Consider the following 12,366-nt stretch of genomic DNA (forward strand, 5'->3'; position numbering starts at 1 on the left):
GGAACGGGGGGGGGGGCGCCCGCCTCTGCCAAGGCAGGTATCATCAGCGCTGCTGGCCCGCCACCCAGTCGCGTCAATCCGGACGCGATTTGTCGCAATCTCCCATCTCGAACGTGTCGACGTCGAACTGGCAGGATATGCCGCCGGACCTCGGCGGTGCCAAAATCGGGCTGCGCGAATGGTTATGTTGACGCCCGTGACGATCAGTTCTGCGTCGCGCCGGACTTGATGGCGGATGAAGGGTCGAGGTCATGCTTGGCAAGAAAGGCATTCAGCCCGACCACAAGATTTTGCGCGCCCTGCACGGGCATCACCACGCGCCCGACAACAACGCGGTTCAAAGTTGGGCCGTTCGTATATTCAGGCCGCGCGGACTCGAGCGTGATGACGATGTTCCCGGCCAGAACAAAGAACCCTGCCGCCTCAGCGGCAAAGACTTCTGGGGCGAGTGGGTTGGGCAGCAACGGTATTTTCTTTTTGTCACCAGGGTTCGCCATTTCGATTCCTCGTTGTGATAATGGCGTATTATGGCGAGGGGGCGGTAATGAAGTCTACAACGCAGCGCACGAGGCGACGAAGGCGCTCGCTGGCCGGTCTTCTCAGCCGCCGCGACGAAGCAGCTGACCAGCTATCCGCCGCTGGTCTTTGCGGGGGAGGGGCGCAATCTGACGACCGATCTCGCGCGCCGCACTCGGGCATTCGCTGGAGGAAATCGCGGCGGTGAATGGCGTCAGTCCGTCAGCGGCGAAATCCGCGCTACAGCGTGGGCAGACGGCGCTTCGCTCGTTCGCCGACGAGCCCGACGACATCGATCAGCCGGCTTGGTCGACCGAAATGCGACAACGCCTGGCCGCCTATGTCGATGGCTTCAGGAACAGCGATTTCGACGCGGCACGCGCCATGCTCGCCGACGATGTACAACTGGACCTGGTTTCCAAACTGACCAGGAAGGGGAAAATCCAAGGTCGGGGAATATTACGGGCGCTATGCGGCGTGCGCGCAATGGGCTTTCGAGGCAGGTTTCGTCGAAGGACGTCCCGCCATGCTGGTATACGACCGCGATGTATCGCTCGACCAACCGGCCTATTTCGTCGCCCTGTCGCTCAGCGACGGAAAGGTCGTGTCGATCCACGACTTCCTATTCGCCCGCTACGCGATCGAGGGCGTGCGGATGCACAGATTGGATGATCGATGAGCGGGCCAATTCTCCAAGCCGGGAACTGCGCGACCGATAACCCGCAAACAAATATCTATAAGCAGATTTCGAGATAGCTGATGGTAGCCAGCGACATCCGGGCGAGAGTGAAGTTGAGTATCGACGCCGACACCCAATCGGTGTTCGATGCCTGGACCGATCCCGCGCTGATGGAACGGTGGCTCTTCAAGTCGCCAGACAACAAGCTGAGTGCGCGTGCCGATCCTCGCGTCGGCGGGGCATACTCGATTACGGAACAGGCTGCGGGTCGGGTAATCACGCACGACGGGATATACACGATAGTCGACCCGCCGACGCGACTGGCATTCAGTTTGGTCGTCCCGCAACATTTCGCCGGCGTCGCTCACATCGACATTCAAATCAGGCAAGTCGGTTCGGGATCACGGCTAGACTTCATGGCGCGGGGCGCTGGCCCCGACGACGCTCAGCAGATATGGGAGGGAATGTTATCAATCTCGTGATGGTCGTGGAACGGAGAGACCTCTGAGCCGCCGCGATCGTGGCGCGCCTCGCTCACGATCGGCCGCCGCCCAGGCCAGGCGGTTGAGCTGCGTGCCAGGCAAGTCTGGTCGTCGAGGTGGCGATCTTCTCGTGCGTCGAATGGCGGAATAGCCTATCGCTACACCCGGCCGGGGGTGATAAGTCCGTGCCGCAGTATTTGGAGTTGTGTGCGTGCCCGGTTCCAGGGCGGCTCCTGATCCGGGCATTTCGCATCCACCAGGATAAGCGAAAGGCAGGTCGATGCCCGAGTTCACGATCAATGGCGAAAAGCGCGACGTCGACGTTCCGCCCGATATGCCGCTCCTTTGGATGTTGCGCGACTTGCTGGGGATGACCGGCACCAAGTTCGGCTGCGGGATCGCCCAATGCGGGGCGTGCACGGTTCATCTCGACGGTGTCGCCGTCCGGTCTTGCCAACTCCCGGTGGGACGCGTTGGCAACCGTGCGATCACGACGATCGAAGGCGTCGGCAACACCCCCGCAGGCGCGAAGATCCAGAAAGCGTGGATCGACCTGGAGGTCATCCAGTGCGGTTATTGCCAGCCGGGGCAGATCATGTCGGCTGCCGCGTTGCTGACCGGCAATCCCGCGCCCGACGATGCCGATATCGATGCAGCGATGGCCGGCAATCTCTGCCGCTGCGGCACCTATGTGCGCATCCGCGAGGGGATCAAGCATGCCGCCCGCTCCTGACGCCGCCATCGGCCTGTCGCGCCGCGCGGTGCTGCAGGGTGGAGCGCTTGCCGCCGGGCTGCTTGTCGCGATCGAACTGCCATGGAGTGCCGCGCGCGCGGCCATGGCGAGTGCGCCCGAGCCGGTGCCGACCGGCCAGCGCCTCAACGCCTTCATTCACATCGCGCCCGACGACCGCGTGACCTTCACGCTGCCGGCGGTGGAAATGGGCCAGGGAGTCTATACGTCGCAGAGCCAGTGCATCGCCGAGGAACTCGACGTCGCGCTCGACAAGGTGATTGCCGCGCACGCACCGCCCGATCAGGCCAATTACGGCAGCCCGGTATTCGTCGTGCAGGCCACCGGCGGATCGACCACGACCATGGCGTGGAGCGAACCGCTGCGAAAAGCGGGCGCGACCGCGCGCGCCCTGCTGGTGGCGGCCGCCGCTGCTCGATTGCGGGTCGACCCCGCCAGCCTCACCACCGAAAACGGCATGATCACGCATGCCTCGAGCGGCCGTTCGCTGCGCTATGGCGAGGTGGCCGACGCCGCTTCGCGGTTGAAACCGCCAGCCGAGGTCGCGCTCAAGGATCCGGCCCGATTTCGCCTGATCGGCAAGCCGGTGCATCGCATCGACACGCCGGACAAAGCGATCGGCAAGACGGTCTACGGCATCGACGTGATGCTGCCCGGCATGAAGTTTGCGACCTTGCGGTCGTCGCCCGTGCTCGGCGGCAAGGTCGGCAGTGTCGATCAGGCGCCGGCGCTCGCCGTCCCCGGCGTCAAGCAGGTGGTCGTGCTCGACGATCTCGTCGCGGTCGTCGCGGACAGCACCTGGTCGGCGATGCAAGGGCTGGACGCGCTCGCGATCGACTGGGCGCACGGGGCCAATGCCGGGCTCGATCAGGCGAAATTGTGGTCAGACCTGGAAAAGGCATCACAGGGGCCCGGGGCGGTCGCCAAGAAGGAGGGAGACGCGCCCGCCAAGCTCAAGGACGGCACCTTGTTCGACGCGAGCTACGAACTCCCCTATCTCGCCCACGCGCCGATGGAGCTGACCAATTGCACCGTGCATGTGCAGGGCGGCGCTTGCGAATTGTGGACCGGGACGCAAGTGCCCGGTTTCGCCCAAGCCGGCGCCGCCACGGCACTGGGCATCACGCCCGACAAGGTGACGGTCAACAATCATCTGATCGGCGGCGGGTTCGGCCGCCGGCTCGAGGTCGATGGCGTGATCAAGGCGGTGCGGATCGCGGCCAAGGTCGACGGGCCGGTCAAGGTAATCTGGTCGCGCGAGGAGGACATCCGCCAGCAGCTCTACCGCCCGCTCTATCACGAGCACATCAAGGCCCGGCTGGAGAACGGGCGGATCACGGCCTGGCATCACCGCGTTACCGGCGGGTCGGTGATGGCACACTGGCTGCCGCCGGTATTCAAGGACGGCGTGGATATCGATGCGGTCGATGGCGCGGCCGAAGTGCCCTATGCGGTGGGCGACCGGCTGGTCGAATATATCCGCCACGAAAGCGCCGTGCCGGTGCAATTCTGGCGCGGCGTCGGTCCGAACGGCAGCATCTTCGCGATCGAATGCTTCATGGATCTGATCGCGCGCAAGACCGGGGTCGATCCGCTCGCTTTCAGACGGGGTCTCCTCGAAAAGAACCAACGCGCACTCGGCGTATTGAACCTCGCAGCGGACAAGGCCGGCTGGGGTACGCCGGCGCCATCCCTTCCGTCCGGGGGGCGGCGGGGACGCGGCGTCGCGCTGATGAACGCCTTTGGCAGCTATCTCGCCGCTATCGCGGACGTGGCGGTGAGCGACGAGGGAGATGTAGGCGTCACTCGCCTGGTGATCGCCGCTGATGTCGGCAAGGTCATCAACCCCGATATCCTCGAAGCGCAGATCCAGGGCGGGGCAGCCTTTGGCTTGTCGGCGGTGCTGTTCGGCAAGATCACTTTTGCCGGGGGCGCGGTCGAACAGGGCAATTTCAACGACTATCGCATCATCCGCATCGACGAGATGCCGGTGATCGAGGTGCATATCGTACCGAGCAGCGAGAATTCGGGCGGGATCGGCGAGCCGGGGACCGTAGTCACGCAACCCGCCGTCGCCAACGCCGTCTATGCGGCAACCGGGGTGCAGCTTACGCGCATGCCGATCGACCGCGCGCTGATCGCGAAGGGGGCTTGAGGATGCGGCGGAACCTGTTGCTTCTGGCGGGTGCGATCGTCGTGCTCGCGGCGGCGATCATCGGCCGCATGGTCTTTCAGCCCGGTCCCTACAGCTTTGCGGGGGGCACGCAGGTGGAGCTGGCCAGCTATCCGGACAAGACGGTGACCGGCGTGCCGTCCGAGCTCGCCACCGCCGATCCACGCAGCCGCGCCGACTATGTCATCCGGATGGCCGATTGCGAGGCCTGCCATACGGCCAAAGGCGGGAAGCCGTTCGCGGGCGGGCGACCGTTCGTCCTCCCATTCGGGACGATCTATACGCCGAACATCACGCCGGATCCGGAAACCGGGATCGGCAAATGGACCGACGCGCAATTCCTCGATGCCGTGCACAAGGGCATCGCGCCCGATGGATCGCGTTTCTATCCTGCCTTTCCCTACGCGTCCTACACGATGCTGACCGACGCCGACGTGCTGGCGATCAAAGCCTATCTGTTCTCGCTTCCCCCGGTGAAGCAGCCAAACAAACCCAATACGTTCGGCTTCCCATTCAATCAGCGCTGGCTGATGGGAATCTGGTCGGCCTTCTTCAACAGCGACAAGCGCTTCCGTCCGGTGCGCGAGCAGGGCCCCGTGTGGAACCGCGGCGCCTATCTCGTGGAGGCTGCCGGCCATTGCGGCGAATGTCATACGCCGCGCAACCTGATGCAGGCGCTCGACCAGCGTAGCAAATTCGCGGGCGGCGTGGCCGAAGGCTGGAACGCCTATAACATCACCGGCGACCGCGTCAGCGGCATTGGCGGCTGGAGCGATGCCGAGCTCGCGTCCTATCTGTCGACCGGGCACTCACAGGGACGCGGAGGCGCATCGGGCCCGATGGGCGAAGCGGTAGCGCTGAGCCTGTCGAAACTGACCAGGTCCGATCTCGCCGCGATCATCACCTATCTGAAGACGGTGCCTGCCATTCGCAGCGACCGCTCGCCGCAACCCGCCGGCCCGGCTCCCGCCTCGCCCAAACTCGCATCGATCGACAACCCGGTCGGCAAACGGGTGTTCGAGGGCAGTTGCGCCGCTTGCCATGCCTGGACTGGCGCCGGGGCGATCGTCGAGGAGGCGCGGCTGACCGGCGTGCGCGCGGTCAACGATCCGACGGCGGCAAATGTGGCGGCGATGATCCTCAACGGCGCCGGGAAACCCGGCACCGGCCGTCCCTATATGCCGGCCTTCGCCGCCTCTTATTCCGACACGGAAATCGCGTCCGTCGCGAACTATGTGACGGCTCGCTTCGGCGCCGCGAAGTCCGACATTACGCCAAAGGAGGTCGCTCGTTTGCGGCGACAGAACTGAAATCCGAGCCGACAGGCGACAACCGGTTGTTACCGGCGATTATTGCTGGTCCCGACCGGCGACGTCGGTTACGTTGTTCGCGAACAAGGTCTTGAAGACGCTGCGCGAGGTGGCCCAGGTTTCCCGACCGCTGCCCGCCGTGTCGAAGGTCGATAAGGGGGGTTCCGAACATGCCTGACACCAAGCCTGGCGCAGATGTCGACGTCACCAAAGACTGGCAAGCGTCACAGGGCCAGCAATCTGCCGCCAAGCGACTTCGCCTGTTCGCCGCGCTCGCCTGGATTGTCGCCATCGGCACCGAGATCGCCGGTATCGTCATGCTCAAGCAGCACAAGTTTGACCATGGCAACCTCGCGCTGCTGATCGGCCTTCTGGTGGTGATCGCAGTGTTCGCGATTGCCGGCAGCCTGATGTGGAAAGCGGCCAACAGGCAGGATCCGGCCACTAGAGCGGACGCATTCCGGTTCTTCGTCCAGAACCAGCTCGGCGCGATCATTACGGTGATCGCCTTCCTCCCGCTGATTGCCCTGATCTTCCTGGACAAGGACATGGATCCTAAGAACAAGAAGATCGCCGGCGGTATCGGGGTCGTTCTGGCGCTGCTCGCCACCGTGATCGGGGTGGACTTCAAGCCGCCATCGACCGAGCAATATACCCAGGACATGAACAAGTGCGCGGCCCAGATCAAAGCCGGTGAGCCGACCACGGCCTGTTCGCCCGAGGTCGCCGATCAGGCGAAGGATATCGCCAGGGACTCGGCGACGGTGGCTGACGCGACGAAGACCGCCGCAAACCCCGCCGGTCAGGATCTGGTCTATTGGATCGCTCCGGAGAACGGCGCCAAGAAGTCGTCGACGCCGCACGTCTTCCACCTGTGCCAGGGCGTGAGCCCGTTGCGCGGCAAGACCGTCAACAGCGGCTCGGTGACCGAGGCCTATGCCGAGAACGCCACCCGCATCACCAAGCAGATTCCGATGGAACAGAAACAGTGCGGGGTCAACGCCGCGAAATAAGCGTGAAGCGCGCGGCGGCCCGGTGCCTTTTGCGGTAACCGGGCCGTCGATCGCATCGAGAAGCGGCCGGAGATCAGCCGAGCCGGATCGAGAGTTCCACCTCGTCGCTGAACGGCATCGACATATAGCCATTGGCGATATTGCCGACCCGCTCGAGATACTCCGGGCAATAATCCGCATTGTCGGCAATCAGGATCGCGCCGGACCGCAACCGGCTCTCTAGCCGGTCCAGAATATCCGAATACAGCGCCTTGGCGCCGTCCAGCAGCACAAGGTCGATCGTCTCGGGCAGATCCACCGCCAGCGTCTCCAGCGCATCGCCTTCACGGAACTCGACGAGGTCGGCCAGCCCGCCCTCAGCCAGATTGGCCTTGGCCGTCGCCAGCTTGCCAGGCTCGAACTCGCTGGTGATCAGCCGCCCGCCGCCATTGTCGCGCAGCGCCGCCGCCAGATGGAGGGTCGACAAGCCGAACGACGTGCCGAACTCGACGATCGAGCGGGCATTGGTCGCGCGTGCCAGCATGTAAAGCAGGCCGCCGACTTCGCGTGACACTGGCAGCGCGAAGCCGTTGAGTTGGGCATAGAAATCGCGATAGTCGGTCTTGCTGCGCATCATTCGGCTACGCTCCTCGCTGGTCACGCCGGCAAAGGCCGGGCTTTGCGCCGGCGGCTTGGCGTCGGCGTCGGCGAAAAGGCGCGCGAGAAGAGGCGCCACAGGGGCGCTCGAAAGCGTGGTCATTGGGATTTTCTCCAGGTGCGAACAGGGCTTGCCTGCCGGAACGGAAAATACGACGAGTTCGTCAGCTTTGACTATTCGCATTGGCAGGAAGCACGCATGACGACCGACCGCGGCACCGCTATCTCCTCGCGGAAACAGCCTCAGCAGGCACGCTCGAACCAGTTGGTCGAGGCGGTGCTCGACGCGGCTGTTCAGGTTTTGATGAAGGAAGGTGCGCGGCGTTTCACCACCGCCCGAGTCGCCGAGCGCGCCGGCGTCAGCGTGGGGTCGCTCTACCAATATTTCCCGAACAAGGCCTCGATCCTGTTCCGCCTGCAGAGCGACGAGTGGCAACGCACCTCGGCGCTGTTGCGGAGCATCCTCGAAGACAGATCTACTCTGCCGCACGTCCGCGTTCGCCGGCTGGTCCATGCCTTCATTCAGTCCGAATGCGAGGAAGCGGCGATCCGTATCGCCCTAAGCGACGCGGCACCGCTCTATCGCGATGCACCGGAGGCGATCGAAGCGAAGAAGGAAAACGCCCAGATCTTCCGGACATTCTTGCATGAGGCGCTGCCCGGCGTGTCCGACCATAAGCGGATGCTTGCCGGCGATCTGATCAAGATGACGCTCAGCGGCGTGGGCAGCAGCTTTTCCGAGGCGCCGCGGACGGAGACGGAGATCGTCCTCTGGTCGGAGGCGCTGGCCGACATGCTATGCGCCTATCTCGAACGGCTGACGACCCAAGCGACGGTGCCGGATCCCGCCCTGCCGGAGCCGCTTGCGCCGCGATAGCGACCGCTTGGCGCGGACACGGAGCAATCTCGCCCACTACGCTCCCCAGTTGCCACCGTTTGAAGCCAGCATCGATTTCATGGAATCGGGCGCTCGACGAGATTGACGGCGAACATCGGAACTCGATGGCCTTGCCCTTCCACATTAGCCTCGGCGCCGCCAAGCTGAGAGAAACCGAGCGATCAACGGTCGGTAATGTCGCCCTCTTTCAACGGGACGAACGCGGTGCGTTCGAACAGCCGGCCGCGCTTGATCGTGATGACGACCGATTTGAGATTGTTTAGGTCGGTCAACGGGTCGTGCGCTAGCACGACCATATTGGCGAGCTTGCCCGGCTCGATACTGCCCATGTCGCGCTCCTGGCCAGACGCGCGCGCGCCGATCAGCGTCGCGGATTGCAGGATGGCCCCATTCGACATTCCCGCCTTGTCTGACAAAGCGGACAATTCGTGAAACAGATCGGGCCAGGGATCGGTCCAATCGGCGACATTGTCGGTTCCGGCATCGATCGCGACACCAGCCCGGTACGCTTGACCAGTGATCGCGCCGCCGATCGCGTCGTCGCAACTGCCGGGTGATAGCGGCGGCAACGTCGTCGAGCCGGCCGTATCGGCGCTATAGGCCCAGATGGTCGCATCCAAGATCGTCCCGCGTCGCACCATCTCGGCGAAAAGGCGAGCAAGCGCAGCGTTTTTTCCGTCGCGAAATTCGGCGAGCGTCGCTGTCGGGCGCGGTTCGGTCCATCCGGGAACGCGCGCCATCGGCTCGCGGATCAGGAGGCAGGCGTGCGAGATGGCATCCACGCCGGCGGCGACGACGTCCGACGGCTTGGCTGGATACAGCGTGGCATGCGCCCACACCTTCATATGCTGGCGGTGCGCTTCGGCGGTGATCCTGCCGGCCATATTAGGCGACAGATCGGCGTAAAGCTTGATTCCGGTGGCGAAGGTTCCGCGTGCTTGTGCGACCGCAAGCGGCAGGTCGGTACCCTCCGTCACGGCCTGCATCCAGGGAACATAGCCAGGTACCCCACCGACCGACGTTTGGGCGGTTCGCTTGTCGGTGAAGAAAGCGGGGCCAGCCATCAGCGCGGCATAATAGATGTCGGGCGCGGCAATCTCACCCACAAGGCTGGCACGCGACAAGTCACCCACCGCGCGCAGATCGTCGGCCATATCGCGAACTGCCGTTACCCCGCCAAAGATGTCCCGCCGCAGCACGGCTTCCGCCTGGCGCCGGTTCGGCGGCGTGGCGAGATGGACATGGGCATCGATCATGCCCGGCATCAGGAAGCGTCCGCGCACATCGACGATCTTCGCCTTTTGCAAAAGACCGGGATCGAGATTGGCATCGGGAACGACCTGCTTGATGCGCTCGCCCTCGACGATGACATCCATGTTGTAGGTAGGCGAGCGCCCTGTGCCGTCGAACAGCGTCGCGTTGCGGAAAAGGAGGATGTCTTGCGCAGGCGCGGCCGGCTCCGATGCGGCGGCCAGGCCGACAGTCGCCACCATGACAATGGTTGAGCCTATTAGCCGGGCATTACGGATCGGGTTCCACACGGCCATCACCCTTGCAGGCCGACGGCAGAATACAAGCGTCCGATTTCAGTCATATCCGCCTCCGCATTTGTTGGCTGCAACCCCGAACGCGCCGCCATCGGCGATCGGTCGCACTAATGTCGGCTTCCCCACCTTCCGGTGCCGGAACCGGACGGGCAGAAGACCGCCCAATTTCAGGCATTGGGATTTGTGCGGCGTCATCGGCATCCGCCGCCGCGAATATCCGTTGCGCGTGCATCACGCGAAGCGGCCGTGATACAGGTGCAGGCCGGTTGTTCCCGCACCAGCCACGTCGTCGCGGATCACGGCGGCCTCTGGCGTGAGCGGCACGCTACGAGGCAGCGCGTTCAGCACCTGCTTCGCGCTATCGCGGTCGCCGACATTGACGCTAAGCAAGCGGGGCCCGAAGCTATTCAAGAACAGCAGGTGCACGGATCCGAACCGCTCGCGAACCTCTACATGATCGATCGCCGAAAAGGGCAGCCGGCCCTCTCGAAACACGCGATAACGGATGCCCTCCGGTCCGCTGGCAAAGCGCGGATTGACGCTGTTGTTCGAACCACCCTCAAAAAGACCCGCGCGACGCAGATAGAGGCCGCGTATTGGCACGGCGATCATTCCGTCCGCCGCAGCCTCGAGCGGCCTGGATGGCATCGCCCGCAACGCATTCCTTCGCCGCAACAGGGCGATACCGACCGCCGCAAACACCAGGAGCGGCATTAGGATGGTGAAGAATGGCGGCATAAAATGGGCCGTTGCGGCTAAGACTGTATGAAATGTAGCAGCGCTCTTGTCGGTGGCGCGAAAGCGAGGAGACCGATGACTATGTGCCTGGCGATTTCCGACTCTCCCTTGGTGCGTGAGGACGCGGGCTCGCCCGATATTGGCCGGCTTTTCGCTTCAGCTTGGATGGCAATGAAGCCGCGAAGCGGCTCCGAAGCGGCAATTGGTAGGTATTTGCCCGGCGGATCGTGATCGGGAAATCGCATCCGTTCGACGTCTCCTGCCACCCGATCGGGACCGCCTTCTGTCAGACATCCGCGCCCGACGATCAGTGCCCGCCGCCGCTCACGACCGTCTGGCCCAGCAAGAGCGGAAAGACCGCTTCGAGCGGCTTGGTATCGGGCAGGATATAGACATAGCCACCCTGCTTCCGGAACAAGGGCTGCACGCTCTTGGTGTAGAAGACCGAAGGTACGTTGATGCAGCCGAAGGTGATGCGGTTGTCGTCCGAGGTCGGCGACGCCATGCGCTGGCGACGGCGTTCCTTCGGATTGTATCCCGTCGGGATCGGGTGGAGCGCGACCGACGTGGCGTAATCCACCCACAGCACTTTTTGCCGGCCCGCCGCGAGTCCGTATCTGGCCAGGAAACGCCCCGCCGGGGTGGTCTTCTCGGCGGGGCCGATCTCAGCCAGATTCTTGCTGCCGATACCCGGCGTCGCATCGTCGCCGACGGCCACCCCGATCAGCACCGGCGCCTTGCCGAGCAATTGCCCCTTCGCGTCGAACAGGAACAAGGCGGCATTGTTCTTGTCGATCACGATATAGGGCAGCCCGCCATTGTCACCCGATGCGGCGATCCAGTCGAAAACGCGCGTCGCCGCAGCCGACTGGGTCACCTCGATTTTGGCCATATCGCTAGCCCGCCGCGCGGGCTTGGCCGGCTTGGTTGCGGCCGGTCGAGCGGGCTTCGCCGCTGGTGCGGACGCAGGAATGGCGAGCGCAAGACCGGTGAGCGCCAACAGGATATCGATCATCGCTGGAGGCGCCCGACACGAAACGGGCGTCGCCCCAAAGAAAGGGGCGACGCTCGACATTGCGATCCGATCGGAATTCGGCCGATCAGCACTGGACCGATCGGCCTATGCGGCCACGTGGCGTCAATTGCGCGGTTTCTTCTTCTGGCTCTCCGCCATCCGCTGTTCGATGCCATCGACCCGGGCATTGAGCTGGTCGAGACGCTGGCCATTATTCTGCGCCTGACCCGACGCGGCCTGCGCCTGCGACAAGGCCGATTTCGCGGTGCCGTCGGTCTCGTTCAATTTCGCTTCGAGCGCATCCACGCGCTGACTCACCGGAGCGATCTGCTCCCGGACATAGCTCTTGGTGGCGCAACCGCCCAACCCCATCGCACCAAACAAAATCACGGCCGCAGGGACCATTTTCGTTACAGACGCCGACATCACACACTCTTCCCAATGGTTAACGAGCCCATCGACCCAAGCCGAGCGGCGCTGCTCCAACAATCCCGATTCTGCCCGGCTGTGCGCTGGGCGGGATGAGTGGATGCGTCGCGTCGAAGCAACAGGCCGCCTGTCATCGCCGTCCGCACGGCTTCCTTCGGTAACAAGATCAATCCCGCGAA

General features: G+C 63.9%; 15 protein-coding genes. 8 read left to right on the top strand and 7 right to left on the bottom strand.

Annotation, left to right across the window (positions count from 1 at the left end):
* Nucleotides 1–191: hypothetical protein (locus SAS01S_RS23050; RefSeq protein ID WP_218016282.1), on the top strand; the 191-nt coding region annotated here is incomplete at its 5' end.
* A gap of 12 nt (nt 192–203) precedes the next feature.
* Here SAS01S_RS23050 and SAS01S_RS10070 read toward each other — a convergent pair.
* Both SAS01S_RS10070 and SAS01S_RS22500 read right to left on the bottom strand, forming a co-directional pair.
* Entirely contained in the window at nt 204–497 is a 294-nt protein-coding gene (locus tag SAS01S_RS10070; protein WP_066807556.1) for a hypothetical protein, read from the bottom strand.
* A 259-nt stretch (nt 498–756) separates the two neighbouring features.
* Nucleotides 757–921: a hypothetical protein gene (locus SAS01S_RS22500; protein ID WP_157082763.1), complete on the bottom strand. Its 165-nt coding sequence runs from the start codon at nt 919–921 to the stop codon at nt 757–759.
* A gap of 121 nt (nt 922–1,042) precedes the next feature.
* Here SAS01S_RS22500 and SAS01S_RS22505 point away from each other — a divergent pair, with 121 nt between their 5' ends.
* The 6 genes from SAS01S_RS22505 to SAS01S_RS10095 all read left to right on the top strand — a co-directional run bounded on the left by SAS01S_RS22505 (nt 1,043) and on the right by SAS01S_RS10095 (nt 6,924).
* On the top strand, nt 1,043–1,195 hold the full coding sequence (locus SAS01S_RS22505) for a hypothetical protein (RefSeq protein WP_157082764.1): 153 nt from the start codon (nt 1,043–1,045) through the stop codon (nt 1,193–1,195).
* An 80-nt stretch (nt 1,196–1,275) separates the two neighbouring features.
* Nucleotides 1,276–1,677 carry an SRPBCC family protein gene (locus SAS01S_RS10075; protein ID WP_066807557.1) on the top strand — a complete coding sequence of 134 codons (402 nt, stop codon included), beginning with the start codon at nt 1,276–1,278 and terminating at the stop codon, nt 1,675–1,677.
* A 280-nt stretch (nt 1,678–1,957) separates the two neighbouring features.
* On the top strand, nt 1,958–2,410 hold the full coding sequence (locus SAS01S_RS10080) for a (2Fe-2S)-binding protein (protein WP_066807558.1): 453 nt from the start codon (nt 1,958–1,960) through the stop codon (nt 2,408–2,410).
* Nucleotides 2,394–4,583, top strand: coding sequence for a xanthine dehydrogenase family protein molybdopterin-binding subunit (locus SAS01S_RS10085; RefSeq protein ID WP_066807559.1), 2,190 nt, complete (start codon nt 2,394–2,396; stop codon nt 4,581–4,583). Before SAS01S_RS10080 ends, SAS01S_RS10085 begins: the two co-directional genes overlap by 17 nt.
* 2 nt (nt 4,584–4,585) lie before the next feature.
* Entirely contained in the window at nt 4,586–5,911 is a 1,326-nt protein-coding gene (locus SAS01S_RS10090; protein WP_066807560.1) for a cytochrome c, read from the top strand.
* A gap of 170 nt (nt 5,912–6,081) precedes the next feature.
* On the top strand, nt 6,082–6,924 hold the full coding sequence (locus SAS01S_RS10095) for a DUF485 domain-containing protein (RefSeq protein WP_066807561.1): 843 nt from the start codon (nt 6,082–6,084) through the stop codon (nt 6,922–6,924).
* A 73-nt stretch (nt 6,925–6,997) separates the two neighbouring features.
* Here the strand turns inward: SAS01S_RS10095 and SAS01S_RS10100 are convergent, their stop codons facing one another.
* Entirely contained in the window at nt 6,998–7,663 is a 666-nt protein-coding gene (locus SAS01S_RS10100; protein WP_066807562.1) for an O-methyltransferase, read from the bottom strand.
* 96 nt (nt 7,664–7,759) lie between these two features.
* On the opposite strand from SAS01S_RS10100, the gene SAS01S_RS10105 reads away from it, so the two are divergent.
* Nucleotides 7,760–8,437, top strand: a complete 678-nt coding sequence (locus tag SAS01S_RS10105; RefSeq protein ID WP_066807563.1) for a TetR/AcrR family transcriptional regulator — start codon at nt 7,760–7,762, stop codon at nt 8,435–8,437.
* A 182-nt stretch (nt 8,438–8,619) separates the two neighbouring features.
* Here SAS01S_RS10105 and SAS01S_RS10110 read toward each other — a convergent pair whose 3' ends face one another.
* The 4 genes from SAS01S_RS10110 to SAS01S_RS10125 form a co-directional block, all read right to left on the bottom strand.
* Nucleotides 8,620–9,951 (bottom strand): amidohydrolase family protein, encoded by a 1,332-nt coding sequence (locus SAS01S_RS10110; protein WP_066807564.1) that lies wholly within the window; start codon nt 9,949–9,951, stop codon nt 8,620–8,622.
* A 285-nt stretch (nt 9,952–10,236) separates the two neighbouring features.
* Nucleotides 10,237–10,743 (bottom strand): hypothetical protein, encoded by a 507-nt coding sequence (locus tag SAS01S_RS10115; RefSeq protein WP_066807565.1) that lies wholly within the window; start codon nt 10,741–10,743, stop codon nt 10,237–10,239.
* Nucleotides 10,744–11,050: 307 nt separating this feature from the next.
* A complete protein-coding gene (locus SAS01S_RS10120; protein ID WP_066807566.1) occupies nt 11,051–11,758 on the bottom strand; it encodes a hypothetical protein in 708 nt (235 codons plus the stop codon).
* Nucleotides 11,759–11,881: 123 nt separating this feature from the next.
* On the bottom strand, nt 11,882–12,184 hold the full coding sequence (locus SAS01S_RS10125; protein WP_066807567.1) for a hypothetical protein: 303 nt from the start codon (nt 12,182–12,184) through the stop codon (nt 11,882–11,884).
* Nucleotides 12,185–12,366: the final 182 nt, after the last annotated feature.

This window comes from Sphingomonas asaccharolytica NBRC 15499, from assembly GCF_001598355.1.
Lineage (GTDB): Bacteria > Pseudomonadota > Alphaproteobacteria > Sphingomonadales > Sphingomonadaceae > Sphingomonas > Sphingomonas asaccharolytica.

Bases quoted from the DNA above. Each gene is read 5' to 3' on its own strand.
- SAS01S_RS10070 (WP_066807556.1), bottom strand. From the start codon at position 497: ATGGCGAACCCTGGTGACAAAAAGAAAATACCGTTGCTGCCCAACCCA.
- SAS01S_RS22505 (WP_157082764.1), top strand. From the start codon at position 1,043: ATGCTGGTATACGACCGCGATGTATCGCTCGACCAACCGGCCTATTTC.
- SAS01S_RS10075 (WP_066807557.1), top strand. From the start codon at position 1,276: ATGGTAGCCAGCGACATCCGGGCGAGAGTGAAGTTGAGTATCGACGCC.
- SAS01S_RS10080 (WP_066807558.1), top strand. From the start codon at position 1,958: ATGCCCGAGTTCACGATCAATGGCGAAAAGCGCGACGTCGACGTTCCG.
- SAS01S_RS10085 (WP_066807559.1), top strand. From the start codon at position 2,394: ATGCCGCCCGCTCCTGACGCCGCCATCGGCCTGTCGCGCCGCGCGGTG.
- SAS01S_RS10090 (WP_066807560.1), top strand. From the start codon at position 4,586: ATGCGGCGGAACCTGTTGCTTCTGGCGGGTGCGATCGTCGTGCTCGCG.
- SAS01S_RS10095 (WP_066807561.1), top strand. From the start codon at position 6,082: ATGCCTGACACCAAGCCTGGCGCAGATGTCGACGTCACCAAAGACTGG.
- SAS01S_RS10100 (WP_066807562.1), bottom strand. From the start codon at position 7,663: ATGACCACGCTTTCGAGCGCCCCTGTGGCGCCTCTTCTCGCGCGCCTT.
- SAS01S_RS10105 (WP_066807563.1), top strand. From the start codon at position 7,760: ATGACGACCGACCGCGGCACCGCTATCTCCTCGCGGAAACAGCCTCAG.
- SAS01S_RS10110 (WP_066807564.1), bottom strand. From the start codon at position 9,951: ATGGTGGCGACTGTCGGCCTGGCCGCCGCATCGGAGCCGGCCGCGCCT.
- SAS01S_RS10115 (WP_066807565.1), bottom strand. From the start codon at position 10,743: ATGCCGCCATTCTTCACCATCCTAATGCCGCTCCTGGTGTTTGCGGCG.
- SAS01S_RS10120 (WP_066807566.1), bottom strand. From the start codon at position 11,758: ATGATCGATATCCTGTTGGCGCTCACCGGTCTTGCGCTCGCCATTCCT.
- SAS01S_RS10125 (WP_066807567.1), bottom strand. From the start codon at position 12,184: ATGTCGGCGTCTGTAACGAAAATGGTCCCTGCGGCCGTGATTTTGTTT.